The following is a 26,650-nucleotide window of genomic DNA, read 5'->3' on the forward strand; positions in this document are numbered from 1 at the left end:
ATGAAAGAGATGAAATTGATTTGGAATGTATCTGAACAACAGGTGAATGAGTGTTAGAGATTAAAGATTTAGAAACGTTTATATATGCTGTTGAAAATTCTTCCTTAACTGTAACTTCAGAAAAGCTGGGTGTTGATCAGTCCACTGTCACGAAACGAATTAATAATATTGAGAAAAAATTAAAAGGGAAGTTGTTTAATCGTAAAAGCCGCCCCTTGCAACTTACTCATTTTGGTGAAAAAGTTTATTTTAAAGGTCGTTATATTCTCGAGCAAATGGAACAATTAGAATATTTTTATCAGCAAGAAACTCTGACATATCAAGCAAAAATTAAAATAGGTGTTCCAATCACATTGGTCGATGATCTGTCGGAATATATTTCGGAAAGATATAAGCATGACCACTATTTGACTGAAGTAGAAATGCAGAGCGGGTGGGGCCGGAGCTTAATTCAGCAAGTCGCCGAAGGTGAGTTGGCACTTGCGATTGTCATGATTCCGTCCAACCTTAATTTCTCCAGCCATTTATATTTTGAACAGATCGGTACGTTACCTTTAGTTATTGTTTCGCTCAAAAATGGCATTAAGCAACATACAAGTTTGGAACGTTGCAGTAAAAAGGGATGGGTGATTCATCCTGAAGGTTGCTGTTTTAGGGAATGTTTAAACATAGAGTTAAAGCAACGAAAGCTGTTTCTGTATGCGAATAAGGAAATCTTTGGCATAGAACCTCAATTACACAGTATTTTAAATGGGGATGGTCTGGGAATTTTTCCGAAACCCTTTATTGATCAGCATGCTGCATTTAATTCGAATCTTGAAATTATGGCTGTGGATGATTTTAATGTCAGTTTAAATGTGGGAATCATTTATGCCGATCAGCAGCATTTAAATGAGGTGAATTATTTTGCTGGAATTCTAAGAGAACGCTATTTCTAGGGTGTGAACAGACCATGACTGGACTTTATGACATCTACAGCAATAAGTTTAATGGAGTAAAGTTTTGGAGAAGATTTAAAGCAATACGTTCAAGCCCATATGTTAAGATAGTGCATTAAAATTAAAAACAAGCTAGGGCTTGAGCATGAGACGTACACTCGCTGTGATGGCTGTCTTGATCATATCCATAACAATTTATGCAACTGAAACACCTGTCAGCAAGAGCGGGGAACAGATGACCTCTGTAAATCCAGCACCAGAAAAAAGTAAGCTTTCACTTATTAAGCAGTCTACAAAAAAAGCAGATATAGATGAGGAAGTTGATACACAGGCCTTAAAATTAGGTGGAATTCATCGGCGGGAAGATGCAAGACAATATTTGGAATTAAAAAATCAAGTAGAACAAAGCAATGAACGGGACAATGATAAAACTAAAAATCAGAAAGAAATATCCAATGTGGTGACACAAAAATAGATTCTGTTTGATGTATTGGGACAATTGATCGCGTTGCTCTAGCTCATTCCAACTGAGTGTGGTAATCATGAGGTGGTTTTCTATTTTTACTGTAGATGGGCATTCGGTAGGAGCTAACATGAGTGATAATTACTGGGAGGATGTCTATCAATCTAAACAGACAGATCAGGTCAGTTGGTATCAGCAGCATCCAAGTCAAACAATGAAGTTCATTCAATCTCTGGATTTACCGTTGCAGGCCAAACTCATTGATGTGGGAAGTGGTGCTTCACTGTTCGTTGATCAGCTTATCGAGGCAGGTTATAAAAACTTACATGTGCTTGATTTATCAGAAACAGCATTAAATACAACACAAGCCAGATTGCTAGAAAAGAATTTAGACAGCAGCCATATTGATTGGCAAGTTGCTGATATTTGTACTGTGGCGTTAGAACCACAGCACTATGATTTATGGCATGATCGCGCGGTATTTCACTTTATGGTGACAGAAGTGCATCAACAACAGTATCTGCACAACGTCCGTCAAGCATTAAAGCCAAATGGATTTATGATTTTGTCGACTTTTGCTGAAGATGGGCCAACACAGTGTAGTGGTCTGCCTGTAGAGCGTTATAGCGTTGAAAAGTTAGCCCAGAAACTGGGCAGAAACTTTATTTTGTTACGCCATGAGGTCGAGATTCATATCACCCCTTGGAACACAGAACAACGATTTTTAAATACAATCTGGCAATTCAAAAACGAGTATTTTAAAAAGAGGGATGAGGTGAGTTTGATTAGCAATTAAATTGAAAAGGAGTTCGAATTATTTTGATACGTTTTCCATCCTACTGTAACTGTTTGGTTAAACAATTATTAATGAAATTTATAATTTTAAAGTGAGTTTCAATGGTTTAGCTGTTTAAAAAATAAAAAGATAATACTTATAATTCTTGTTACAACCATTTAGTCGACAATTTATACAAAATTTCCCATAGTCCTATGAACTATACATATTGGGAGAACTGTTATGGATAAGATTACAGTCATCGTCAAGGACCAAGAAGAAAACGAATCAATTGTCGTTGCACAGTTAAATGATTTAGAAGACCAAGATATTCCTTTTTTTAAACGGGTTGAACATATTGAAGTAGAAGGAAATATCATTTTTCCAAATATTGACTTACTCTTTGAAAGTGAGATAGATGGAAAAATTTATAAGTTGGTTGCACCTGTAAATGACAAAAGATTTATCTGAGTTTAACTCTATTGTTCACCGCTACAAAAGACTCACTTATGGGATTCCAATAGGTGGGTTTTTTATTTGGAACAGATAAAATATTGGCAAGCATACTTTAATTGAGAATAAAAAAATAAAGAGCTTGCTGTTTCGATCATTGTACAAGCTCTTTTTCTGGCAAAGCGATAATTGAATAGATATATTGTTCTTAATGGATTGGGTTAAGCCCTTTCACAATGTCATTAAACTCGGAACCATTTAGCCAAAAAGATTTCTTTAAAAACAGTGTGGTCATAATACTTTCTGCCGCTTCACTATTTTGGTTGTCACAAAATAGTCCATAACTATCACCTAGAACGGTATTGTTCTCGATCAGGCGAATAAAGAAAGCATGTTGTTCGTCAGCATAACCAAGAATAGCATCACGTCGATTGTTCATTTTTCATGTCTCCACATCAAAAATATTTGAATAAAACTTAACTGCTGAGAGATCAAATAGATTAATGAATCAGATCAATGACTTAATATTTTTTAATTGAATAAAAATACGATAAGGCATTCATTTAAAACATTAATTTCAGTTTGTCTTATACATCCTTGTCTAAGTTAAACAAGCTAAAATCTGATCTATGGATTCATTGTTATGCAAAATTAATTGTACGTCAACTTGAATTTGTAACTTTTTCAAGTTAAATTATTTACAAGCATTTTAAACTTGGGGCGGGGGAATCATGTCCAAAAAAAACGAATTTGAGCATGGGGGAGCCAGAACCAATGCAGGGCGTAAAGCACAATTTAGTGAACCCACTAAAGTCATTCGTGTTCCAGAGTCTCAAGTTGATTTCATCAAAAATTGGTTACTGAATAATGTCAAAACCGATACGCGTAACGATTTGACTAGCTCAATGAAAATCCAGAATGTACAGCCCAAGAATGATCGAATTTATCACATTCCATTGGCAACGGAACGGGTTGCTGCGGGTTTTCCGTCACCTGCCCAAGATCATGTTGAACAAGCACTGGATTTAAATGAATTTTTAATTCGTAACGAAAATTCGACTTTCATTGTAAAAGCCAATTCGCTATCGATGTTAGATGCCGGGATTGATATTGATGATCCATTGGTCGTGGATCGCAGTCTTGTAGCCAAATCTGGAGACATTGTGATTGCCTTGATCGACAATGATTTTACCGTGAAACGTTTGATGGTTGATCATCATTTCAGTCCACCGAAAGTCTGGTTGAAAGCCGAAAATCCTGATTATCAAAATATTTATATTACCGAGGGGCAGGAGTTATTGATTTGGGGTGTTGTGACTTATAACCTGAAACCGATGAGATAAGCTTATGAGTCTGCCACAACGTATTTTTGCTTTGATTGATGTGAATAACTGCTATGTCAGTTGTGAGCGTGTGTTTAATCCAAAGCTGGAAAATCGTCCTGTGGTGGTGCTGTCCAATAACGATGGTTGTGTGGTTTCTCGTTCCTATGAGGCGAAACAGCTCGGTATTCGGATGGCCGTTCCGATGTTCCAGATCGAGGAGATTATTCAACGGCATCAAGTACAAGTCTTTTCCAGTAATTATGCCTTGTATGCGGAAATGTCACGCCGCTTTATGAATATATTGGCAAGTTTTGTTGATCCATGTGAGCAGGAAGTATATTCGATAGATGAATGTTTTTTAGAACTGACGGCTTATCAACACAGTTATGACCTAACCGAATATGCACACCAGATTCTAGATACGGTAAAAAACTGGTTGGGTTTGCCATGTTGTATTGGAATTGGTTATTCCAAAACGCAGGCCAAGCTTGCCAATAACTTAGCCAAGACCCACGCCTGTTTTAAGAGTGTCTGTAATCTCGTTGCTGAAGATCCGTGCGTGATTGAAGACTTGTTGCAGCAGATGCCTGCGGGCGAAGTATGGGGTGTCGGGCGAAAGATTCGGCAACGCTTAGAAAAAATGATGATCTACTCAGTGATGGATCTGCTGCAATCTGATCCTAAAATGATGGGAAAGCAGTTTTCCGTGTTGATGGAAAATACAGTCAAAGAATTGCAAGGCATGGCCTGTTTAGAGCTAGAAGATGTAATTACGGATCGGCAGCAGGTGTTAAGCAGTCGTTCATTTGGTCAGCCGATTCAGGAGAAAAGCGACTTAAGTGGTGCACTGACTGAATTTAGTTTGCGTGCAGTTGAGCGGTTGAGGCAACAGAAATTACTGTGTAAAGCCATTGGGGTCAGTATTCGGACCAATCGTTTTAATAAAGACCAATATTATCGACCATTTACGGTGGTGTATTTGTCTGATTATAGCGATGATCGTTTGGAAATTATCAAAGCGGTACAACAGGGGCTGGATCGGATTTATCAAACAGGGCATCGTTATAAGAAAGCCGAAGTGATTTTAATGGATATTATTCCACAACACCGTCATGCTGTTGATCTCTTCCACGATACCGATGAGCTGATTGCGCGACAAAATCTTTCAGTCGCTTTTGATGATATTAATAAGAAATTTGGTCGCGATTGTATGACCTTAGGGCGTTTGATTAGCCCTCATGGACGTGCATGGCAGATGACACAGAATCATAAGTCACCGAGTTATTTGACCAAATGGGATGAGGTTTTAAAGGTTGGATAATGATTTCTGTATAGATGGGGGGTTAATTCGCACTGAGCCGAGATGGGAATACCGCGACTAACAGATCAATGGCTAAACGCGTTTTAAGTGGCATATAGGTTAAAGCAGGCCAAACCACATGAATCGGGAAGTCGACACTGGAAAACTCTGCCAATACCTGAACTAAGCTGCCATCTTGTAGTTCTTTATGAATCAGCCAATCAGGAAGCCATGCAATTCCTTGATCTAATAACACTGTATTTTTAATCGCCTGCATATCATTTAGCATCAATTTTGCTTTGGGTTTGATGGCATACAGTTGTTTGTTTTTATCTTGAAGATGCCACTTTGTCGGGGACCCAGAATAGGGGTAAGCAATGGTGGTATGTTGGTGTAAGTCATCCAAGTGATTCACTGGACCTGACTGTTGTATATATTTCGGAGTTGCACAAAGCAGCATCCGATGATCACCCAGCTTCCTTGCAATCAAATGATTGCTATCGTCTAGAGTGCCAATACGAATGGCTAAATCAAAACCATCTTCGACCAAATCGATGGTGCGATCATTGAAGGAAAGTTCTACCTGCAAATCAGCATGTTGTTGTGCAAGCTCAACCATCAACGGCGCAACATAAAGTTGTCCAAACAGGACTGGGGCTGAAACTCTCAATAATCCCGTTGCATTGATTTTACCTTGGTCTAACAAGCTTTCAGCGCTATGAATCTCAGCAATCGCGCGCTGACTGTGCTCATAAAATAGCGCACCTTCCGCTGTTAAGCTCAGGGTTCGAGTAGTACGCTTAAATAAAGTCACGCCCAAACGTTGTTCTAAACGCGCAATGCTTTTACTCACCGCCGAGCGGGTCAGATGTAGTTGTTCAGCAGCATTGCTAAAGCTTCCTGCCTCGACCACTGTCACAAAGATTGAAATCGTACTCAGCTCTGTTTGCATGATTGTAGAGTTTTTGGAATCAATTGATTGAAATAGTATCACTACTGGTGATTATAATCTAATAGTAAGATAGCTCCATCAAAGATATGGAGAACAAACATGGCGAAAATGTTGGTATTGAAATCAAGCATTATGGGTGATCAATCACAGACTAGCCGTTTGATCGATGCATTTTTAACAGAACGTGCTGAAAAAGGCGTGCAGGATGAGGTGATCATTCGTGATTTAACCACGCTTAACTTACCTGTACTGGATGCTGAAATTTTCCATGCACTGCGTGGTGCGGAGCACATTGCAGCGCCGATACAAAAGATTGTCCAGTTATCGGATGAGCTGATTGCAGAACTTAAAGCAGCGGATCTATTACTGATTGGTGCACCGATGTACAACCTGAATGTGCCAACGCAATTGAAGAACTGGTTCGATTTGGTGGCACGTGCCCGTCATACCTTTAGATATACCGAAACCTATCCACAAGGCTTGGTTGAAGGCGTAAAAGCGATTGTGATGAGCAGTCGGGGCGGTATTCATCTCGGGCAAGTGACCGATGCGGTAACACCGTATCTTCAGTCAGTTTTGGGTTTGATGGGAATCCATGATGTCAGTTTTGTGTACGCCGAAGGTTTAGATATCCCTGCTTTAAGAGTAGATGCATTAAAAGAGGCGCATCTACAAGCACAGCAGGTTGCTGTTTAAAACTAGGTACCCCTTACTACCGAGTTTTGGTAGGATCGGACAAGCAGGGTGCCTGTTTGTCCGATTTTTTATGTTTGAAATAACCACTTACTATTTCAGGATTGTGTTCAGTCAATTAAAAAGCCCCACTAAAATGAGGCTTGTATAAAAATTAATGTTTCAATTAACGAATGTTTTTCCACCACTGTTTAAAGGCTTGCCGATCATTGTCTAGTTCAACTAACTCGCCGATCATGGGGGTGGCAAGACGATATTTTCTGCTTTTTGAATATTCGACAATACGATTAATCGGTTCATGCCATGCATGTTTGGCTAAACTAAATTTTGAATGATGTACAGGAATCATATTTCGTGCATTCAGCTCTTCAGTGGCTTGAGCAACTTCATCTGGATGACAATGCACTGAACGCCAAGCGGCATCATATTGCCCATTCTCCATCAATGCCCAATCAAAGGGACCGTATTTCTGTCCAATCTCGACAAAGTGCTTGTCATAACCACCATCACCGGTATAGAAAATCTTTTTATTCGGGGATTGAATCACAAAAGAAACCCACAGATTTTTACCGCCATCAAAGGCGCGTCGTGAATCATGATGGGTGGTTTCAGTGATAATGGTAATGCCATCATTAAATTCGATTCTGTCGCCCCAATCTCTTTCAATCAGTTTTTCTTTAGGATAACCCCAGTACTCAAAGTGTTCACCTACACCTAAGCCTGTGATCACATATCTGACTTTATCCTTAAGTTTAAGCGTGGTTTCATAATCCAAATGATCATAATGATCGTGTGAAATCAGCAAGTAATCAATCGCTGGTAAATCCTCGACACTATAAATATCAGTTCCTTTATAGGCGCGTGTGCCCCAAGGGAAAGGAGAGGCTTTGCCACTCATAACAGGGTCAATCAAAAAGGTTTTACCATGCAACTGCATAAACACAGATGAGTGTCCAAACCAAATGATGACATCCTGTTTGGAATCAAGGCTGAGCAGATTGGTTTTAATGGAAGGAATTGGATCAATTGGATTGCGATGAGGAATGGTTTTAATAAAGGTTTTATAGAGTTCAACCGCAATACTAGAGCCTTCGCTCATGCCTGATTTTTCAATTAAATTTCGAAATTGACCTTGGCGGTAGTTGGGAGAGCTTTCTATGACTTGTAGTCGTTCACCAGAAGGAATTTTACCGAATAAGGGTTGTTGTGCATATATAACACTCGCTGCAATAAGCAGGGCCACGGCGATCGCAACAAAAAGAATAAGCATAAATGGAGTCAACCTTTTCATTTGAGCATTCGATACCACAGTAATAAAAACTAAAAGCGACAAAATGATGAAATAGGGTTTAAATGTCGACGAATGAAAACTTGCCTATCATTATTGAATCTTTAGCTAAACGAAGAAGAACTGAATGTTTACTTGCGAAATTGAAGGTGTATTGATGTGATTGAGCAAAAGGAAGTCATTTAGCGAAGCTTGGTTTATGCTAGACTATGCAAGGTTACAGTGTTGTAAATCACTGTGAGTCAAGACAACGAGTAGGTAAAATGATCGGGCAGCAAAGAAACATATTGGCAACTTTAGGAATAGATGTTTGGATTCCAAGAGAAGTCGTATGTCAAAAAAATACTGCACCAAGTCTATGGCGAGATCAAGTGGTTGAAGAAACCATACAGCCGCTGACACCGATATTAGATGTCGTACCAACGCCACAAGAAATTCAAATTGCATCGCGACCAACATTAGCGATCACTGAAAAAGAAATTCCTCAACCTACAGAAATTATTGCAAAGCCTATTGTAAAAGAAGCTGTTGTTGAAAAAGAACAGATTGTTATTACAACTCAAATTCAGGCATTTGAACTGCAAATGTATGTTTTAGAAAATTGTGCCATTTTGTTGGAAAGCAGTCAGCTCAGTGATGCACAACGGCAGCTCTGGCAAAATATTCAAAAGGCAAGATTAGGTCAATACGCAGAGTTGAAATGGCCATTTCCCTTGGCTACGTTTCAAGAGAGCAGAGGACTATCGTCTTATATTCAAGGCTTTCTGGATGCAACGGCAAGCAGCAAAAAGATATTATGCTTAGGTCAACTGGACTTTATTCAGCATTCTAATATATTACATTTAGCGAGTTTAGAAGAAATGCTGGCTCAACCAGTCTTGAAAAGACGGTTGTGGCAGCTCATGCAATAAAGAACGGAAATCGAATCATGAAGAAAGTCGTTGTATTCAGCCAAATAAATCAGGATGTTATAGCGCAGTTACAGCAAGATTATCAGGTGGTGGTGCTCAATCCAAAGCTTGGTGATATCAATGAACAGATTCGTACCGAAGTGGTTGATGCTGATGCCATGATTGGTGCAGGGCGTTTACTCAATGAAAGCAACTTAGCACCTGCACAAAAACTGAAAATCATTTCTACGGTGTCGGTTGGCTATGATAATTATGATGTCGACTATCTCAATCAAAAGAAAATCTGGCTCGCCAATACGCCACACGTTTTAACGGAAACCACAGCCGATCTAGCCTTTAGCTTGTTGCTGAGCGCCGCGCGTAAGATTCCACAATTAGATGCTTGGACCAAGCAAGGGCAGTGGAAACGTACTGTTGCGACGGAACAATTTGGGGTGGATGTTTTTGGCAAGACCTTAGGCATTATTGGTCTGGGACATATCGGGGGAGCTATTGCTCGTCGTGGTTTTTATGGTTTCAATATGAATATTTTGTACCATAACCGCCGTGAAAAGATTGAAGTGGCTCAGGCCTTCAATGCGCAATATCGTGATTTAGATCAGTTATTGCAGCAATCTGATTTTATTGTGGTGGCTGTTGATTTGAATACTGAATCAAAAGCACTGATTGGCGCAGAGCAATTTGACTTGATGCAAAAACATGCGGTCTTCGTCAATATCGCGCGTGGCTCGGTGGTCGATGAACATGCATTGATCGACGCATTGCAGCAAAACAAAATCTTTGCTGCTGGTTTAGATGTGTATGCCAAGGAACCACTACAAAGTTCTCCTTTGTTTGAGTTACCCAATGCAGTGACTGCGCCGCATATTGGCTCGGCAACCGCTGAAACTCGCCAGAAGATGGTGGACCTTGCTTATCAGAACCTGATTGATGCATTAGAAGATCGTACACCTCGCTATTTAGTGAATCCAAAGTTTGAATAATTGCTTACAATGCTGACCATTTGATTGCTGCATTATTGTACGGCTCCATCTTTTTAAGTTGATTAATATTGGTACACTTGCGCCCTTTGTGACTTCGTCTTGGGGTGTCTGGTGTTCGAGAAATTAGCTGAACAAAGTTTGGGTTTAATGGGCTGGGAAATTGATAATCATTGGGATTTAAATATTGATCAATGTGTGATGATTGCGGCTCCACATACCAGCAATTGGGATGCCTTATATGCCCGTTTAGCCTTGAAAGCTTTGGGTGTTCATGTTCGCCTCACCATCAAAGACAGTTATATGAAATTGCCGTTTGGTCCTTTTGTTCGTGCCATGGGTGGTATCGGTATTGATCGTCGTGTCAAACATGAAGGTCAAGAACGTCCAAGTATGGTTCAACTGATGAGTGATTTATTCAAGACACATCCTAAGTTAGTCATGTTGGTCACTCCAGAAGGAACACGTGCAAAACAAGAGCAGTGGAAAACTGGTTTTTATCATGTCGCAATGACAGCGGGTGTGCCGATTGCACTTGCGTATATGGATTATGCCAAGAAAAAAACAGGCGTAGGAAAAATTGTTTATCCTACAGGGGATTATAAAAAAGATATGACAGAGATCATGTCTTTTTATGCCACGATCAATGCCAAATTCCCTGAGAAATTTAGTGTAGATCAGCGTTACGTTGCGGCAGAGTAATTCAGTCGATTTCAAAAATCATAAAGTAAGGCAGGATTTTCCTGCCTTTTATAACACTTTGTTGCAAATTTCTCCTTTTTTCAATGCTATATTAAATTTCTTTATTAAAATCATAGAGAAACCACTTGAGATCGTTCCTGCTCGCCTGTGGCCTTTTCGCCACAACTCAACTGAGTCACACTGAGGTTTTTTTGCCTGCGCATAGTGCTGGGCAAACAGAAGTGCCTGAAATTGGCAGCGGTATAGGTTTACTCGATCAACAAAAAGAAAAATTTATCGGTGAAAAAGTCTATCGTGAAGTGCATCGTCAAATGCCAACGGTGCAAGATGCATGGTTGGAAGATCAGTTTTTTCAGGTTTTTTCAGGCATTTTAAGTCAGACCCAACTTGGTCAACCGATTGGCTTGGTGATTATCAAAGATCCTCAAATTAATGCCTTTGCCGTTCCTGGTGGTTTATTTGCCTTAAATACAGGTTTGATTACTTCAGCTAAGAATCTGGATGAGATTGCAGGGGTCATGGCGCATGAGATTGCACACGTATCACAGCGCCACTATAGCCGCTCCCAAGAGGCATTCAAGGGACAGGGTTTACTCGCATTGGCTGGGATTCTTGTTGGTGCAGCCATTGCATCTCAAGCCGATGGCAATGCGGGTGCGGCGGTGATGATGGGGACTCAAGCGGCATTGATGGATAAGCAGTTGAGTTATAGCCGTAATCAGGAGCGTGAAGCGGATCGTATTGGTATGCAGTTTATGTATGCCGCAGGTTATAACCCACAGAGCATGGCAGATTATTTTGAAACCATGCATCGTGCCACCAGTCGGGTCAGCTTTTTACCAGACTTCTGGTTTACCCATCCTTTAACCACTGAGCGGATGAGCGAGGCACGTTTGCGCGCTAATCAATTGCCGAAAGTGAAATCAAAAATTTACGATCTCGATTTTGAAATATTAAAACTCTATACCTTGGTGGTTTCAAATCAGGCCACTGAACTTCAATTACAGTCATTGGCGAATCAGAAAAGTACAGCTGCACAATTAGCACTGAGCAAGTTCTATCTTGAACAAGGTGACTATGCACAGGCACAGGCCAATTTGGATTTAGTAAAAACGAAACTCAAGAATCATGTGCTGATTCCCTTGATTCAGGCCGATATTTATTTGGGACAAAATAAGTTTGATCAGGCCTATGCCACAATTAATCCGATTCAAAAGACCATGCCGGAGAATAGAGCCTTATCTTATAAGCTGGCGGAAGTCCTGATTCGGCAGGGACAAATTGCACAGGCACAAGCCTTGGTACAGCGCTTTATCCATAAAAACCAGCGTGATATAGAAGGTTGGCAATTGCTGCAACAAGCCACCAATTTAGATAAGAGTTCACCATTACAAGCGGTCAATGTATTGGGTTATCGGGCAGAGGCAGAGTATTGGTCGGGTTATGAAGAAAATGCGATTAAGTCGATGCTACATGCACAACGGTTGGCGAAGGGGAATCTAGCCATGTCCGCCAAGATTGACGCGCGTTTAAAACAGATGCAAGATGAGCGCCGTATGCGACTGTAATACCGATTAAAACAATTCAAGGAAAGCGAATGATTAAAGGGCAATGTTTGTGTGGTGCTGTGCAGTATCAATATCATGGAGAAATTGAAAACAGCATTTTATGTTATTGCAGCGATTGCCAACAGGCACAAGGTTCAATTGCGGGGTGGAACAGTCCGATTGAGCAAAGCAAATTTGAGCTGATTTCTGGACAAGAGCAACTGAAAGAATATTTTCATACACCCAACAAGGCACGTGTATTTTGTCAAAATTGTGCAAGTCCAGTCTATTCTTATCGAAAGGATTTGCCTGATGTAATTCGTTTACGCCTAGGCACTGTGACAGAAGGTGTTATTCCTGCACCGAAGGAAGAATTTTTTCTGGAGCATAAACCAAAATTTATTGAATTAAGATAAGATGACGTGCGTAAGCAATCGCTGAGAAGTTAGAACATTTATGAAGAAAATTTTAGTTTTTATTTTTGCGATCAGCAGTGTGGTGATTAGCTCAGCGGCATCGATTGAGCAATATGCAAACTCAGTAGATAAAATTCGTGGTGTATATGCACAAGATATCCGTAGCTTTTTGCGGAGTCTGAATCCCCAAACGTCACAATTTACGCCTGAGCAGCAAGCAAAGTATTGTCAGATTAATCAGCGTTATATTCAGGATATGTCTGATGCGATTGAACAAAATCGCTCATCACTACCAGCGCAATATGCCAGCATGAACAAGCAAGATTTAATCAAGCAGGTGGTTGAATCAAAAGAAATGCAAATGCTTGCGAAATATAATGTTCAGTGTGATTTTAAATAATAAAAACACCTTGGGTTCATTATTATAATGAATCCAAATTTTTAATTGAATAGATGATATAAAGAGGAGAATTAAGCGGATTAGCTTAATTTTGCTTTAATTTTAGCAGATACTTGTGCAGGATCGGCACGCCCGGCTATGATCGGACGTAGAGAATTCATCACCTTACCCATATCTTTCATGCTAGTAGCTTCTTGAGCAGCAATCGTTTGCTCAATGATAGAATCAAGCTCTTCCTCAGTCATAGCTTCTGGTAGAAATTGAGAAATAACCTCAACTTCGGCTTGTTCTTTACTAGCTAAATCATCACGACCAGCGCCTTGAAAGGCTTTGATCGATTCTTTACGTTGTTTAATTTGCTTTTCAATGACCGCAAGAACCTGAGCATCGTCAAGCTCTATGCGCTCATCGACTTCGATTTGCTTAATTGCTGCCTGTACACCACGAATAACCGTTACTGTTGCCATATCTTTGGCACGCATTGAGTTTTTTAACACGTCAGTAATCTGGTTTTTTAAAGTATTCATAGTCTTCAACAGTCAATCACAAATTAATTAGTAAAGGCGAGTAGTACGTACAGATTCGCGAGTCAATTTCTTTTGATAACGCTTAACTGCAGCAGCTTTTTTACGCTTACGTTCTTGAGTTGGTTTCTCATAGAATTCGCGCTTACGAACGTCAGCTAAAACACCCGCTTTTTCGCATGAACGTTTGAAACGACGGATAGCTACGTCTACTGGTTCGCCTTCTTTCAACTTAACTTGTGGCATGTAAAATCCTCTAAGATAATGGATAAGATCTAACGCACGATTGCACTAGATCGCAAGTGAAGGTCAGTATTTTACTCATTTACAACTCAGATCACAAGTCTATAATAGCTCGGATATTATTTTTGATCGTTGTAAAGGCAGTTTAATGATTGTTTTGGGCTTGGAAACTTCGTGTGATGAAACTGGGTTAGCACTCTATGATAGCGAGCTCGGCTTACGTGGACAGGTTCTCTATAGCCAGATCAAACTACATGCCGAATATGGTGGTGTGGTGCCAGAGCTGGCTTCGCGTGATCATGTTCGTAAAATGATTCCTTTGATTAATCAACTGCTTGAGCAAAGTGGCGTCAAAAAGCAAGAGATTGATGCTGTTGCCTATACCCGTGGTCCAGGGTTGATGGGGGCATTGATGACAGGTGCTTTATTTGGCCGCAGTTTAGCCTTTGCATTTAATAAGCCAGCGATTGGTGTACACCATATGGAAGGTCATATGCTTGCACCATTACTTTCGGAAACTCCACCGGAATTTCCGTTTGTGGCTTTATTGGTTTCAGGTGGGCATACCCAATTAATGGCAGCTTATGGGATCGGTCAATATGAACTGCTTGGTGAGTCGATTGACGATGCAGCGGGTGAAGCCTTTGATAAAGTCGCAAAAATGATGAAATTGCCTTATCCTGGTGGGCCGAATATTGCGAAATTGGCGTTACAGGGCGATGCCAAAGCATTTGAATTCCCGAGACCAATCTTGCATCAAGGTTTGGATTTTTCTTTTAGCGGTCTTAAAACTGCCGTTTCAGTACAATTGAAAAAGTTAGGTGAAGAGAATCGTGATGCCGATGTGGCAGCTTCTTTCCAGGAGGCGGTTGTCGATACTTTGGTAAAAAAATCAGTGAAAGCTTTAAAACAAACGGGTTTAAAACGTTTGGTGATTGCGGGTGGTGTAAGTGCTAATCTGCGTTTGCGTGAACAATTAGAAACTTCACTGGCAAAGATCAAGGCACATGTTTATTATGCCGAACCCGCATTGTGTACGGACAATGGCGCTATGATTGCTTTTGCTGGATATCAACGTTTAAAAGCTGGGCAACATGATGGTTTGGCGGTAACGACAACACCAAGATGGCCAATGACTGAGTTACAACCGACCTAAAATGGAACTTATCATTTTTGTAGGTGGGCAAGCTTCAGGTAAATCAACATTCTTTAAGCAATATTTCTCTGACACGCATATTCGTCTCAATCTTGATATGTTGAAAACCAGACATCGTGAGAAAATATTGTTTCAGGCTTGTTTGGACGCAAAACAGAAGGTTGTTGTTGATAATACCAATCCGAGTAAACTAGATCGAAAGATATATGTTCAAGATGCAAAAAATGCTCACTTTAAAGTGATTGCTTACTATTTTGATAGTGGTCTGGATGATGCTCTTTTGCGGAATGAACAACGAGTAGGTAAGGCGAAAATTCCTCGAGTTGGTGTGATTTCTACGTTTAAAAAGTTAGAAATTCCTGAGCTTAATGAAGGTTTTGATGAAATTTACAGCGTTTCAATTGATCAAGAAAATGATTTTAATGTGAGCTTGCTGTATCAAAGAGAACAATAATGAGATTTGAAGATCTAGATACAAGACTAAGAAAATATGAGACCGCTTACGATTTCTGTATTCCACCAGAAAATTATATTGTCGTCAGGTTGGATGGTCGTGGATTTACACGCTTAACCAAAGAGATTTGGCAATTCGAAGCGCCATTTGATGTACATTTTAGAGATTTAATGGTAGAAACCACAACCCATTTATTACAGTGTGGTTTTAATATCATCTATGGTTATACCCAGAGCGATGAAATTTCTCTTTTATTCCATTATCGTGATGAAAGTTTTAACCGCAAGGAACGTAAAATTCTTTCTATTTTAGCAGGTGAAGCCAGTGCAAAATTCTCTGTTATGCATGGCCAAATTGCTACTTTTGATGCTCGAGTTTGTGTTTTACCTAATTCGCAATTAGTAGATGACTACTTCCGTTGGCGACAAGAGGATGCTCATCGAAATGCATTAAATGCACACTGTTATTGGATGTTAAGAAAATCGGGTCATGCAGTAGCTGAAGCAACAGAACAAGTTAAAGGGTTAAATCGTCAAGAAAAGCATGATTTACTCTTTTCACAGCAGATTAATTTTAATGAACTCCCTGCATGGCAAAAACGTGGCACAGGTGTTTATTGGAAAGACGTTGAAAAAACGGGTCTGAATCCAAAAACTGGTGAAATTACACAAACGACAAGAAGGCAGTTAGTTGCTGATTTTGATTTGCCTTTAAATGAATTCTATAGTGAATTTATAGGTCAAAATTTTTTTTGAAAATATTTTTATGAACTATCGTTCATAATGGAGTTGTAAGTTGAAAATTTCTTATATTTTTACATGTGGCCGATTAGAGTCTTTATTTAAGATTCTCTGCCTCACTCAACAAGGTGAGAAAAAGGTCGAGTCAAAAGAAAAAATCGTTGAACAATATAGAAAAGATATCGCTTTAGGACGACCTTTTGAAGAAACTGAACTGTATCAATTGATTGAACAAAGCGAAGAAAAAATTGTCATTAATCGCTTGAGTAATATTCTTCGAGAAAAACCGACTCAGCAGAAGGGGAGTTTTGATGCGGATGAATATAAGACTGGTGCATGGTCTGAGTTTAATGATTATAAGCTGGCGGTTCGATTTTCAAATGCAAAAACTGAGTTAAGTGAAAAACACTTTGCGAAAACGGGTGAGTATATGACCAGTCGTGGTGTTGCAAAATTGACGGGTTTTAATCCAAGTAACATTAAGAATATGTTGCATCATAAAAGAAGTGTGGTCAGAAAAATGCTTACCACTCTAGAGAAGCTAGCAAAAGAGTATTAATCTTTCAGTATATTTTTCGATGCAGGGAAAATTTCTTTTTCTGCATCGATACTGCTCATCTTTTTAATTATCAAATGATTTTAGCGATTTGTTTAATAAAATATAAATAAAAAAAGAATCAATAATGTGGGTGATCAACGCAGCCAATGGCTGTGCATGGTTAAGTATCATTATAGTTGCTGCTGCAGCAATTTTTTCGATTTATGTTCTCAGTATTCCATGTACGACTGATCGAATCTGTGAAATGCCACCTATTCATTTATTCTTTTTGCTGGCATGGATCATTTCAGTTATCTGTAATTTTATTGGCATCATTTTTTCGATCATTGGATTGAAAAAAGATGAACCCATTAAAAAACTAGCCAAAGTAGCATTGTTCTTTAATGGGAAAATCATTGCTTTTAGCTTTGTGTGCGCTTTATTACTATTTATCGATTTTAATGGCTTAGCAATTTTTCTAGTTGATTGACTGTTAACGATCAGCTTTAGATAACACTGCCAAACACAAAAAAATCAATGCCATACCAATCCAACCAATGGCTGCTAATTGCTCGCCAACCAATAAAACTGCAAATAATGCGGCAACCAGTGGTTCAAACAGGGTCAATGTGGTGGCGGTGCTGGCTGAAATGGTCTTTAGTGCATAACCAAATAGTAGATAACCGAGAAACATTGGAATCAGCATCATATAGGTAACAACATACAAATTCACAGGCTCATCAAACAGGTTGGAGCCAGTAAAAAATAATGTAGGTAATAAAATTAAAGCACCAAAACCAAAAATTAATCCCATAGATGCTTTCGAGTCGACCCCATGATCAATCATCTTTTTGGCAGCCCAAGAATATAACGAATAGGTCAATGCTGCGATCAGCCCGAGAATAATGCCAATAGTTTTCTGATCGGTAGCAATTGTGTGTGCTGATGCTTGGGAATGTGACTCTCCTAGAGAGAGCAATAGGACACCTGCCACGCCAAAGATAAAGCTAATAAACCACTTTTTAGAGAGGGCTTTCTTATCAAAGAACTTTTCCAGTAAAGCGGTAAATAACGGGGCTGAACCAATTGAAACCACTGTACCAATGGTAATTCCAGCCATACGCATCGACGAATAGAATGCCAATGGATAAATGGCAACTGAGACCATGCCAATTAACAGTAATGGATAGTAAGACTGAATTTGCGGTAAATGACTGCGGATATTTTTATGGGCGAGTAAGGCTTGTAATAATCCACCGCCACCCATTGCGATTGCACCAATGGCCAATGGGCTCAAATTAGGTGCGTAAGAGGCAACTGTGCCTGTGGTGCCCCATAAAATAGAAGCAACTAAAACCGCAATAAAGCCAGAATGAGAGCTGAGGTTTAAAGATGCGTTACTCACTTTGCAACCTCTTGTTCTAATAAGTTGTGAACCATTTGCTTTGCGGCAAATACTTTATCACTGGAGCTTTCCAAACCGGCACGGGCAATGCAACCTTCCAAGATAAATGAAAGCAGTAGTGCCAGCTCTTTAACTCGTTGTGGGTTGATGCTGAGTTGCTGCAAATGACCTGCTAAAATCGCTTCGATTTCATCTTTATGCTGTTTAACTGCCAAACGTTCCGGGCTATGTGCGGGGAATTCGGCGGCTGCATTGAGTAGTCCACAACCACGAAAACCCTTTTCATAAGCGAATTCGGCATGATCCTGATAGGCATCAAAAATTGCCAAAATACCATCAATCGGAGTTTGGATTTGCACTTTTCTTTTTTCGTATAAATCCAGCCATTCCTGATGACGGGCTTCGATATAACAGGTGATCAAGTCTGATTTAGTCGCAAAGTTATTGTACAAAGACATTTTTGCGACATTGGCTTTCTCTGTAATGCTGTTGATGCCTGTATTACTGATGCCATCGTTATAGAACAGGGTGGATGCCGCATCTAGGATTTTTTGTTTTGCTGATTTCGAGCTCATAAGAAAATATATTTATGTATACCGACCTACCTAATTTTATGGAAAAGTAAATTATTTGCAAGCAAAAGTTTATGCGTTCTATTTATTTAAGTTGGATTGATAAAAGGAAATCGATTAAAGCGCATGGATTTGGTCTTAATCGATCAGGATTTTACTGAAGATTCTTTTTACTGTGGATAAAAGCCAATCCATACACAGGCCATTTTTTCTCGGATTTTAGATTGTTGACCAGCCATGCAACCAGTACCAATGCAATTGAACCGAGCAACACAGGAAAGAATAAGAAACTCCAATGGTATTGAATGGTATTCGCGGTTAGCAAAATCACCAATGGATTTGCCCCAGCAGGTGGATGAACGCAACGCAGAAGTTGCATGGCTGCGATGGCACAACCGACAGACAGAGCAATGCTCAGTGTCGAGACACCAAAAACTTTTAGAAACAGTAAACCAATAAAAGCCGAGACAAAATGCCCCAAAATCACATTGCGAGGTTGCGCCAAGGGCGATTGAGATACCGCATATAGAATGACGCAGGTTGCACCGAATGGTGCCATGATAAATAGATTGTGGGTGAATTTACTGAGTAAAATTAAGATCAAAATACTCAATGTTCCACCGATGAGGCTTCTTATGACATCAATGGATTGGGGTATGGGGGCGAGATGCTCTCTACCGTTGAATAAAGATAACATGGTGATCTCACTACAGGGTTGCTTTATGCCGATAATAAAACTAAAATTACAAATAGTACAGATCTGTACTATTTTGATTGGGTAAATTTTTATGTCAAAGTCAGCCAATAAAATTTTGCATACCGCAGAAAAATTATTTTATGAAAATAGTTTTGTTGGAGTGGGAGTTGACTTGATTCGAGATGAGTCTGGCTGTTCAAAAACCACCATGTACACCTATTTCAAAAACAAAAATCAATTGGTGAAGTCGGTCTTAGAAGCGCGTGATGAAAAGTTCAGACAGCGTCTGTTGGATTATGTTGCAGATGCAACAGGACGAGAAGCGTTGAATAGGCTGATCGATTGGCATTTATTATGGTTTCAAGAAGATAACTTTAAAGGTTGCTTGTTCGTAAGAGCGGTAGCGGAATCGCATTTGGGCGATCAAGAGATTATCTCTGTGTCAAAAGAACATAAAGTTTGGATTAGAAACTTAATCACAAAATATCTGCACACTTATCCAAAGGCAGAAATGTTGATTGAGGTGACTTATACGCTGATCGAAGGGCTCATTAGCCGTTTTTTGGTCGAAGGTTATGATGCAAAGGTGGCAGCGGAGATCAAAGATTCAATTAACCAAATGATTGATGCGTTTCATCCTGCAGTACTTTAAAAATTGGTCGTAAAATCATTGTTATGGTATGTGAGTAAGCCTTTGATAGATTGCAAAGGCTTACTGCTTTTTTTATTGTTTAAATGCGTTCTGATCTTCTACATCCACATATTCGATATAACCACGACCTTGAACGGGCTTATTTAAATATTCGCCTGTAAACGTATAGGCGCTGGCATAACCAACACCATGACCGTAACGGAATGGGCTATCAATTTCCGCAGTGATCTCGAGAACCTTTTGATCAGCATCATCTTTGACTGACCAAGAGAACTGTTGTGGTAAGCGCATTTTCTTGCCACTCGGTGAAACATGATCATCAACTTGATGAGCAATGACCTTGAATTCCACATTGGTATAGATTTCTGCTGGCTGGTCAGTATGGCGAACATGCAGACTATAGGCGGCAGGTTGTCCTAGAATATCGGCTTTAGTGAGCAGTAATTGGGTGGTCTCAGTTAAGTTAATAATTTGATAGGTAAAGAAATCCAACGGTAATTTATACGGTTCAGGCAGGAGTTTTTTCACCACGCCATGTGCGCCTGTTGCACGGGCATATTCATAAGTACATAAACCTTCGGCAGGGGTGGTTTTACCTTGATATTCAAGTTGACCTTTAAAGCTTGCCAATAAACTAAAATGATCATAAATCGGGGTTTTGATAAACCATGAAATTTGATCGCTGACATCTAACTCAAATTCAAAGTTGAGCCCATGATAGGCACCTTTGAGATGAATATTCGGTAATGTGCCTTGAATCGAAACTTCCTCACCCAGTTCGATCAGTGTGCCATCTTGTTGAATATTGGCATTCTCTGGAATGATATACGCTTTTAATAGGTGTTCATCTACAGCCGCGGTGCTGGAAAAGAAGGTTGCACTCTTTCTTGGATCACCTACCGTAATATCATCATGGTCAAAGGCCAATGCGCCAGGTGTACCCAATAAAATCATGATATTTAAATAACGATGCGGTTCTGGCAATAAAGGAAAGAAAATTCCATAATGCGTCCACGTATAAAATTTTTCTTCGGTACGTGGGCGAATAATTTCAGGTTCCGAAAATGGAAGGGTCGAGTATTTTACGGCTTTATCGAGCGTACCTTGCGCAAGCAATAAGCTTTTACCCAAAATTTTGCTGGTCAGGGATGTCGGTGGCAATTGTTTCTTCATCTTGTTTCCTAAACTCAATCCATGCTGTGACCGTTAGAGTATGAGAAACAATTGCCGATGCTAAGCGGAAATAAGGACAAAGCTACAGCTTTTCAGGACATTTATGCGCTGGCTTTGTTTGACAATTTTTCTAGGTTTTGTGACCCAATCCAGTGTTTTGAGAACTGGTAGGCAGCACGACCAGAACGTTGCCCACGTGCCTGACACCATTTCAAACTTTCACCGCGAACCAGATCGTTATATTCCAAATCGGCTTTGACAATATAGTGCTCGACGATGGCTAAATAGAGCTGTTGATCCATTGGGTAAAACGATAGCCACAGGCCAAAACGGTCGGAAAGCGAAATTTTTTCTTCAATCGCTTCCTGTGGATGGAGTTCCGTATATTGCGGCACATCGACCTTACGCACAGGGGTATTTTCGTGCATAAACTCAGGTAGTAAGTGACGGCGGTTACTGGTTGCATAAATAATAAAATTGCTCGAACCAGATTGTAGTGAACCATCCAGCACACTTTTTAAGCTACGGTAGTTTTCATCTTCAGCATTGAAGGCGAGATCATCACAATAAACAATAAATTTTTCAGGACGATCTTCAATCAGTTTTTGAATTTTAGGTAAATCCGATAAATCATCACGTTCAATCTCAATCAAGCGTAAGCCCTGAGCAGAATATTCAGTCAATAGGGCACGCACAATGGATGATTTTCCTGTACCGCGTGAACCTGTCAGCAACACATCATTGGCAGGTAAACCATTTAGAAACTGTAAAGTATTTTGAATGATCTTGTCTTTTTGACGCTCAATTCCCTTTAAGTCTTCCAGATACATTTTCTTGGGCTGCTGTATGGCGACCAGTTGCTGATTTTCCCAACGGAAAGCAATTGCGGAGAAATCCGTGGGTTGCTTTGGTTCTGGGAGAACTTGCTGGAGCTGTGTTAACACACTGGATAAGGATTGAAGGATAGATTCGGGTAAATCAAGGATAGCCATACATATAAACCAAACTCAATGATGAATAGGGATACTATCACTGCTATTACTGAAATAAAGAAAATATCATCAGAAATATCGAAATAAATCGATTTTACCCTTGATTGTTGCTACGGCTTTTTGCATTGTATAGGTGCAAGCGTATAAAAAATAAGCTGAAATGTAGGATTGCAAATGTTCAATAGAGTTCAAGAGAAAAAGAATACATATCAGACACATAGAGTTGACGTGTTGCAAGAACGCCTACGGCATGCAAGCTCTTATACAGAATGGAAAGAAATTGCACTAAAACTGGATGAAGAATCTGGGCATGAAGCATGGAAATATGACAATGAATCGCCTTATTTTGATGCGGAAATTCTTTCGAAACGCTATAACTTATTAAAAAAGTATCGTATCCAGCATCGAACGCTCGATCTGATTTATGTATTGCGAGAAGGTCTGTCTTATGACTTCGCCAATATTGGGCATCCAATGTTATTTGCCGAAACCTATATTGGTACCAAAAAGATTATTGAAAATTATGTCGAAGAAATGAGTGACTGTTTCCGTTACTTGGCTTCGAGTGAATGTATTACCTTCCAGTTGAAAGAGAAAATTCAGTTTTTTGAGGAATGTCAAAAAGCCTATGGTCAACCAGCTTTGATGTTTTCAGGCGGTGCAACTTTGGGGTTATTTCATACAGGGGTGTGTAAGGCGCTTCTCGAGCAAGATTTGATGCCGCAAGTTTTATCTGGCTCTAGCGCAGGGGCAATCATGACAGGCATGTTGGGGGTTTCTACACCAGATAAAGTGCCTGAATTGCTACAAGGGGAACATTTTTTTAGTGATGCATTTAAATTTAGAAAAATCAGTGAGCTCATTCGAGGTCGTGGTGGTATTGCTGATGTGATGTATTTGAAAAAATTCCTGATGCAAAACTTGGGTGATGTGACTTTTGCCGAAGCGTATAAACAGTCCAAGCGTCATATTAATATTGTGATTGCACCGTATAACACCGCACAAAACCCACGCATTATGAATGCATTGACTGCACCCAATGTGTTGGTTTGGAGCGCCGTACTGGCTTCTTGTGCTGTGCCTGTGTTATTCCCGCCCGTGCATTTGACCAGTAAGCGTTATGATGGACAACATACCCCGTATCTTGCCAATACCAAATGGGTGGATGGCAGTATGCGCAGTGATTTTCCGCAGGAGAAAATGGCTCGGCTGTATAATATTAATTACACCATTGCCAGTCAGGTCAATCCACATATCGTGCCGTTTATGCAAAGTGACAGTAATCGCTTCCGACGGGATGTGCTCAGTTGGCCTGAGCGAATTATCCGTCATCAAGGCAAAACCATTGCCTTGGATGTCATGGATTTAACTCGAAGCTATATGGGCAGTTTTTTCCCGATTCGCCGGATACTTGATCATGGTTACGGTATTTTAGGGCAGCGTTATTATGGTGATGTGAATATCATTGCCAAATATGGTTTCAGACACTATAGCTATATGCTGCAAAATCCACGTCCGAAACTGTTTAAAATCTTGCAACAAGAGGGCGAACGGGCAACTTGGCCGAAAATTGCCTCAATTGAAATCCATGCACGGATTGGTAAAACCATTGAGCATTGTTTAACATCATTGCGGAAGCAGGACGAAAAGCAGCAGAATGAGTTTTACTACGTGGATCTCTAATCCAAAAATTCAACTTGAAGATGTAAGGTTAAAGACAAAAGTACAAAGTTATCGCTTTGGACGACGTGTTTATACCTTTCAAGTCGAGCAACAATGCTACTGGCTTAAATTTCATAAGCTAGGGACACATCCGCTTTTAGAACAGGCCTTTCTGCGGGAACTCGTGTTCTATCAACAATTTGCTCAAGCAAAGCAAACATTTTTATTGCCCTATCAAATCATTCCGTTGAGCGATGTTGCAACAGACTTAGATTTTGCAGGGGTTGAGCAGGGGTTGTTAAGCGTCAATTCAGATGTTTATTTTAGTGATATTAATATGTTTCGTGATATTGATACGATAAAACAAAAGATTCTAAGCGCGCTAGATGTTGTCGAGGCCTTGCATCAGGTTGGTTGGATTCATGGGGATTTGAAGACTGAACATTTCCGTTTATATGAGTATTCGTGCAAATTAATCGATTTTGAGCAATGTTTTAGAATTGGACAGCCAATCCAGACCCTAGATGCGACGCCTCACTATATGGCACCCGAACTTTTCCATGGGGTAGGCAAAAGTATTCAAAGTGACCTCTATGCTTTGGGTATTATCGTGTATGAATGGTTGACTCAATCACGATTAAAGGCAACGACTTATCACGATTGGGCCGTTTTACATTGTCAGCAACTACAGATTCAGCTTCCGATTGAATTTGAGGTTTTTCTTCCGCTATTGAATGGGTTAACCCAAAAGCATGTTAAACAACGTTTTAATTCAGTTTTAGCTGCAAAAAATAGCCTAAATGCAATTGATTTGTCGCAAAAATAAACATCAATACTGGATTTGAATATTATGTGTTCAGTTGATTGATTTTTTTATAGGAAAGACTTGTCATACCGCATGTTTCTCACTAATATGCATAGCCATCGGGGGCGTGGCGAAATTGGTAGACGCACTGGATTTAGGTTCCAGCGCCGCAAGGTGTAAGAGTTCGAGTCTCTTCGCCCCCACCATATTTAAAAAGCAAGTTTAACTTGCTTTTTTTATGGTTAAATCTGAGATGATTTAATCATGTGGTTATAGAGGATTGGTGTAATGGTAGCATGACGGTCTCCAAAACCGTTCGTCAAGGTTCGAGTCCTTGATCCTCTGCCAAATAAATAAAAAAGCCCTTGTGAAAACAAGGGCTTTTTTATTGTCTGTGATATTTCTTCATCTCATATCTCTTCTAAAAAACGTACCATCTTTCAAAAATCTTGCGTTCAACTTGAAAGGCAGGCTATCGACCCAGATCAGTACTGTGAGCAGGTTCTATAGATTTGAAAATTATAATTTCCAAGCGACCTGGATTAGTTCGGTCGAAAAGACTTTATTTTTATTACTATTGTAATTATTTGTTCACTATAGTAAATTAAACCCATGGTGAATTATTCATTCTAGAGGAATTCTTTGCCTGACTTTTAAGTTTATGTGAAGAGATATCAAATGTTAGACATTCGTATGTCGCGTCCTGATGAGGGCGCTCAGATCGTTGCAATTTGGAAAAGTTCTGTTGATGCAACTCACCAATTTCTTAAGCCTGAAGATCGTCTTGAAATTGAAAAAGAGGTGATTGGCTTTTTTTCAGAGACTCCAGTATGGGTTGCTGTGAATTCAGATGATCAGCCATTGGGTTTTATGTTCTTGCATGAAGGGCATATGGAAGCATTATTTATTGATGCGACAGCTCGAGGACAAGGCGTTGGAAAATTTTTGTTATCCCATGCTTTAACGCTGCATCCCAATCTCACCATTGATGTGAATGAACAAAATCAGCAAGCAGTTGGGTTTTATCAACATCTCGGTTTTCAGGTTACAGGCCGCTCAGAACTGGATAGCCAAGGTCGAGCATATCCATTGTTGCATCTTGCGATTGAACCAAAGGCTTAATGCTGTTTTATTAACACATCGTTGGTATTGGGTGAGATGAATAGGACAGCAAAATCGCGTTGATTATGAAGTGTTAAGCCTGTTTTTGGCTAAAACTCACGATATAAACACAAGGTTGTTGATCATCTGGATTGGTTAATTGGCAATGTGCTGGTGCTGTCAATGCAATACAATCTCCAGCGTCTAAATGAAAATGTTGCGTATCAATTTGAATATCAAGTTGTCCGCTTAATAGCCAAATCGTCTGACCGCTAAGATGTTGATACGCACTCGCAGGAATGCTGAATTTTCCTGCCGCTGGAATTTCGACTTTAATCATTTCTGGGTTTGCGCCTGCTGGCGAGATTGACCAGCGGGTAAGTCCCAATTGAGTGTCTGTCCAATATTGTTGTTGTGATTGTTTAGAGACCAATACATGTGTATTTTGGTTGAGTTCAGCTTCAGCAAATAATTTAGAAAGTGTAATACCCAAGGCACTGGCTAAACGGCTGAGAATGGCTGCACTGGGGCTGGAAGCGCCGCGCTCAACTTTGCTGATCATCGCTTGGCTGACTCCCGAATATTGCGCTAATTCGGCAACAGTCCACCCCTTACTTTTTCTTTGCTTAAGCAGTAAACGAGCGATTTCAGTATCAAGCATCTGACTATCCGCTTTTTCAACCATGATATGAACCTACAATTTTGGACAGGCATATTATGCGATAGAAATGAGATGGATGTTGCATGAAATTGGTATAGAAACAAACGAGTACAATGAATGCTGTTTGTTTCT

32 protein-coding genes, 2 tRNA genes and 1 pseudogene are annotated in these 26,650 nt (G+C 39.9%); 24 read left to right on the top strand and 11 right to left on the bottom strand.

Annotation, left to right across the window (positions count from 1 at the left end):
* Positions 1–50: 50 nt before the first annotated feature.
* The 4 genes from F993_RS16000 to F993_RS15985 all read left to right on the top strand — a co-directional run bounded on the left by F993_RS16000 (position 51) and on the right by F993_RS15985 (position 2,647).
* Positions 51–938 carry a LysR family transcriptional regulator gene (locus F993_RS16000; RefSeq protein WP_004652765.1) on the top strand — a complete coding sequence of 296 codons (888 nt, stop codon included), beginning with the start codon at positions 51–53 and terminating at the stop codon, positions 936–938.
* A gap of 145 nt (positions 939–1,083) precedes the next feature.
* Positions 1,084–1,413, top strand: coding sequence for a hypothetical protein (locus F993_RS15995; protein WP_004652766.1), 330 nt, complete (start codon positions 1,084–1,086; stop codon positions 1,411–1,413).
* A gap of 118 nt (positions 1,414–1,531) precedes the next feature.
* Positions 1,532–2,197: a class I SAM-dependent methyltransferase gene (locus tag F993_RS15990; RefSeq protein ID WP_004652768.1), complete on the top strand. Its 666-nt coding sequence runs from the start codon at positions 1,532–1,534 to the stop codon at positions 2,195–2,197.
* A gap of 222 nt (positions 2,198–2,419) precedes the next feature.
* The gene (locus F993_RS15985) at positions 2,420–2,647 is read left to right on the top strand and encodes a hypothetical protein (protein ID WP_004652769.1); all 228 of its coding nucleotides are present in this window, start codon (positions 2,420–2,422) and stop codon (positions 2,645–2,647) included.
* A gap of 190 nt (positions 2,648–2,837) precedes the next feature.
* Here F993_RS15985 and F993_RS15980 read toward each other — a convergent pair whose 3' ends face one another.
* Entirely contained in the window at positions 2,838–3,068 is a 231-nt protein-coding gene (locus tag F993_RS15980; protein WP_004652770.1) for a hypothetical protein, read from the bottom strand.
* A 292-nt stretch (positions 3,069–3,360) separates the two neighbouring features.
* Here F993_RS15980 and F993_RS15975 point away from each other — a divergent pair, with 292 nt between their 5' ends.
* Together F993_RS15975 and F993_RS15970 are read left to right on the top strand one after the other, a co-directional pair.
* Positions 3,361–3,972, top strand: a complete 612-nt coding sequence (locus F993_RS15975; protein ID WP_004652771.1) for a LexA family protein — start codon at positions 3,361–3,363, stop codon at positions 3,970–3,972.
* A 4-nt stretch (positions 3,973–3,976) separates the two neighbouring features.
* Positions 3,977–5,275 carry a Y-family DNA polymerase gene (locus F993_RS15970; RefSeq protein WP_004652772.1) on the top strand — a complete coding sequence of 433 codons (1,299 nt, stop codon included), beginning with the start codon at positions 3,977–3,979 and terminating at the stop codon, positions 5,273–5,275.
* A 22-nt stretch (positions 5,276–5,297) separates the two neighbouring features.
* On the opposite strand, the gene F993_RS15965 is transcribed toward F993_RS15970, so the two are convergent.
* A complete protein-coding gene (locus F993_RS15965; protein ID WP_004652773.1) occupies positions 5,298–6,206 on the bottom strand; it encodes a LysR family transcriptional regulator in 909 nt (302 codons plus the stop codon).
* A 99-nt stretch (positions 6,207–6,305) separates the two neighbouring features.
* Here F993_RS15965 and F993_RS15960 point away from each other — a divergent pair, with 99 nt between their 5' ends.
* The gene (locus F993_RS15960; RefSeq protein ID WP_004652774.1) at positions 6,306–6,902 is read left to right on the top strand and encodes an FMN-dependent NADH-azoreductase; all 597 of its coding nucleotides are present in this window, start codon (positions 6,306–6,308) and stop codon (positions 6,900–6,902) included.
* 163 nt (positions 6,903–7,065) lie between these two features.
* Here the strand turns inward: F993_RS15960 and F993_RS15955 are convergent, their stop codons facing one another.
* Positions 7,066–8,169, bottom strand: a complete 1,104-nt coding sequence (locus F993_RS15955) for an MBL fold metallo-hydrolase (RefSeq protein ID WP_004652776.1) — start codon at positions 8,167–8,169, stop codon at positions 7,066–7,068.
* Between the two features lie 491 nt (positions 8,170–8,660).
* Between F993_RS15955 and F993_RS15950 the strand changes: the two are divergent.
* The 6 genes and pseudogenes from F993_RS15950 to F993_RS15925 form a co-directional block, all read left to right on the top strand.
* Positions 8,661–9,098: pseudogene (locus tag F993_RS15950) on the top strand (hypothetical protein); the annotation flags it as partial.
* 17 nt (positions 9,099–9,115) lie between these two features.
* Positions 9,116–10,081: a 2-hydroxyacid dehydrogenase gene (locus tag F993_RS15945; protein WP_004652778.1), complete on the top strand. Its 966-nt coding sequence runs from the start codon at positions 9,116–9,118 to the stop codon at positions 10,079–10,081.
* A gap of 111 nt (positions 10,082–10,192) precedes the next feature.
* Positions 10,193–10,780 (top strand): 1-acyl-sn-glycerol-3-phosphate acyltransferase, encoded by a 588-nt coding sequence (locus F993_RS15940; protein WP_004652779.1) that lies wholly within the window; start codon positions 10,193–10,195, stop codon positions 10,778–10,780.
* Between the two features lie 170 nt (positions 10,781–10,950).
* Positions 10,951–12,348 (top strand): M48 family metalloprotease, encoded by a 1,398-nt coding sequence (locus F993_RS15935; RefSeq protein ID WP_228254123.1) that lies wholly within the window; start codon positions 10,951–10,953, stop codon positions 12,346–12,348.
* A gap of 29 nt (positions 12,349–12,377) precedes the next feature.
* On the top strand, positions 12,378–12,743 hold the full coding sequence (locus tag F993_RS15930) for a GFA family protein (RefSeq protein WP_004652781.1): 366 nt from the start codon (positions 12,378–12,380) through the stop codon (positions 12,741–12,743).
* A gap of 40 nt (positions 12,744–12,783) precedes the next feature.
* Positions 12,784–13,143 (top strand): hypothetical protein, encoded by a 360-nt coding sequence (locus F993_RS15925; RefSeq protein WP_004652783.1) that lies wholly within the window; start codon positions 12,784–12,786, stop codon positions 13,141–13,143.
* A gap of 80 nt (positions 13,144–13,223) precedes the next feature.
* Here the strand turns inward: F993_RS15925 and F993_RS15920 are convergent, their stop codons facing one another.
* Both F993_RS15920 and rpsU read right to left on the bottom strand, forming a co-directional pair.
* Positions 13,224–13,670 (bottom strand): GatB/YqeY domain-containing protein, encoded by a 447-nt coding sequence (locus F993_RS15920; RefSeq protein WP_004652784.1) that lies wholly within the window; start codon positions 13,668–13,670, stop codon positions 13,224–13,226.
* A 27-nt stretch (positions 13,671–13,697) separates the two neighbouring features.
* Positions 13,698–13,913, bottom strand: a complete 216-nt coding sequence (gene rpsU, locus F993_RS15915) for a 30S ribosomal protein S21 (RefSeq protein WP_004652785.1) — start codon at positions 13,911–13,913, stop codon at positions 13,698–13,700.
* A 145-nt stretch (positions 13,914–14,058) separates the two neighbouring features.
* Here rpsU and tsaD point away from each other — a divergent pair, with 145 nt between their 5' ends.
* From tsaD to F993_RS15890, 5 genes are all read left to right on the top strand, one after another.
* Entirely contained in the window at positions 14,059–15,066 is a 1,008-nt protein-coding gene (gene tsaD / locus F993_RS15910; protein WP_004652786.1) for a tRNA (adenosine(37)-N6)-threonylcarbamoyltransferase complex transferase subunit TsaD, read from the top strand.
* A 1-nt stretch (position 15,067) separates the two neighbouring features.
* Positions 15,068–15,520, top strand: a complete 453-nt coding sequence (locus tag F993_RS15905; RefSeq protein ID WP_004652787.1) for a bifunctional polynucleotide phosphatase/kinase family protein — start codon at positions 15,068–15,070, stop codon at positions 15,518–15,520.
* Positions 15,520–16,275: a tRNA(His) guanylyltransferase Thg1 family protein gene (locus tag F993_RS15900; protein ID WP_004652788.1), complete on the top strand. Its 756-nt coding sequence runs from the start codon at positions 15,520–15,522 to the stop codon at positions 16,273–16,275. Before F993_RS15905 ends, F993_RS15900 begins: the two co-directional genes overlap by 1 nt.
* Positions 16,276–16,315: 40 nt before the next feature.
* On the top strand, positions 16,316–16,819 hold the full coding sequence (locus F993_RS15895) for a hypothetical protein (protein ID WP_004652789.1): 504 nt from the start codon (positions 16,316–16,318) through the stop codon (positions 16,817–16,819).
* A gap of 124 nt (positions 16,820–16,943) precedes the next feature.
* Positions 16,944–17,288: a hypothetical protein gene (locus F993_RS15890; protein WP_004652790.1), complete on the top strand. Its 345-nt coding sequence runs from the start codon at positions 16,944–16,946 to the stop codon at positions 17,286–17,288.
* A gap of 3 nt (positions 17,289–17,291) precedes the next feature.
* Here F993_RS15890 and F993_RS15885 read toward each other — a convergent pair whose 3' ends face one another.
* The 3 genes from F993_RS15885 to F993_RS15875 form a co-directional block, all read right to left on the bottom strand.
* Positions 17,292–18,203: a DMT family transporter gene (locus tag F993_RS15885; protein ID WP_004652791.1), complete on the bottom strand. Its 912-nt coding sequence runs from the start codon at positions 18,201–18,203 to the stop codon at positions 17,292–17,294.
* Positions 18,200–18,778, bottom strand: a complete 579-nt coding sequence (locus tag F993_RS15880) for a TetR/AcrR family transcriptional regulator (protein ID WP_004652793.1) — start codon at positions 18,776–18,778, stop codon at positions 18,200–18,202. The genes F993_RS15885 and F993_RS15880 overlap by 4 nt, the downstream gene beginning before the upstream one ends.
* 151 nt (positions 18,779–18,929) lie before the next feature.
* The gene (locus tag F993_RS15875) at positions 18,930–19,472 is read right to left on the bottom strand and encodes an HPP family protein (RefSeq protein WP_004652794.1); all 543 of its coding nucleotides are present in this window, start codon (positions 19,470–19,472) and stop codon (positions 18,930–18,932) included.
* A 91-nt stretch (positions 19,473–19,563) separates the two neighbouring features.
* Here F993_RS15875 and F993_RS15870 point away from each other — a divergent pair, with 91 nt between their 5' ends.
* Positions 19,564–20,124, top strand: coding sequence for a TetR/AcrR family transcriptional regulator (locus F993_RS15870; protein ID WP_004652795.1), 561 nt, complete (start codon positions 19,564–19,566; stop codon positions 20,122–20,124).
* A gap of 72 nt (positions 20,125–20,196) precedes the next feature.
* On the opposite strand, the gene F993_RS15865 is transcribed toward F993_RS15870, so the two are convergent.
* Together F993_RS15865 and F993_RS15860 are read right to left on the bottom strand one after the other, a co-directional pair.
* Entirely contained in the window at positions 20,197–21,297 is a 1,101-nt protein-coding gene (locus F993_RS15865) for a DUF6670 family protein (RefSeq protein ID WP_004652796.1), read from the bottom strand.
* 101 nt (positions 21,298–21,398) lie between these two features.
* Positions 21,399–22,289: an ATP-binding protein gene (locus F993_RS15860; protein ID WP_004652797.1), complete on the bottom strand. Its 891-nt coding sequence runs from the start codon at positions 22,287–22,289 to the stop codon at positions 21,399–21,401.
* A 174-nt stretch (positions 22,290–22,463) separates the two neighbouring features.
* On the opposite strand from F993_RS15860, the gene F993_RS15855 reads away from it, so the two are divergent.
* The 5 genes from F993_RS15855 (at position 22,464) to F993_RS15835 (ending at position 25,878) form a co-directional block, all read left to right on the top strand.
* Positions 22,464–23,972 (top strand): DUF3336 domain-containing protein, encoded by a 1,509-nt coding sequence (locus F993_RS15855; RefSeq protein WP_004652798.1) that lies wholly within the window; start codon positions 22,464–22,466, stop codon positions 23,970–23,972.
* Positions 23,947–24,777 (top strand): protein kinase domain-containing protein, encoded by an 831-nt coding sequence (locus F993_RS15850; RefSeq protein ID WP_004652799.1) that lies wholly within the window; start codon positions 23,947–23,949, stop codon positions 24,775–24,777. Before F993_RS15855 ends, F993_RS15850 begins: the two co-directional genes overlap by 26 nt.
* A gap of 100 nt (positions 24,778–24,877) precedes the next feature.
* A tRNA-Leu gene (locus F993_RS15845) sits at positions 24,878–24,962 on the top strand.
* A gap of 68 nt (positions 24,963–25,030) precedes the next feature.
* A tRNA-Trp gene (locus F993_RS15840) sits at positions 25,031–25,104 on the top strand.
* Between the two features lie 330 nt (positions 25,105–25,434).
* Positions 25,435–25,878, top strand: coding sequence for an acetyltransferase (locus tag F993_RS15835; RefSeq protein ID WP_004652800.1), 444 nt, complete (start codon positions 25,435–25,437; stop codon positions 25,876–25,878).
* A 73-nt stretch (positions 25,879–25,951) separates the two neighbouring features.
* Here F993_RS15835 and F993_RS15830 read toward each other — a convergent pair whose 3' ends face one another.
* Complete coding sequence (locus tag F993_RS15830) at positions 25,952–26,542, bottom strand: helix-turn-helix domain-containing protein (RefSeq protein WP_004652801.1); 591 nt, start codon at positions 26,540–26,542, stop codon at positions 25,952–25,954.
* Positions 26,543–26,650: the final 108 nt, after the last annotated feature.

The sequence above is a fragment of the Acinetobacter proteolyticus genome (assembly GCF_000367945.1).
Classification (GTDB): domain Bacteria; phylum Pseudomonadota; class Gammaproteobacteria; order Pseudomonadales; family Moraxellaceae; genus Acinetobacter; species Acinetobacter proteolyticus.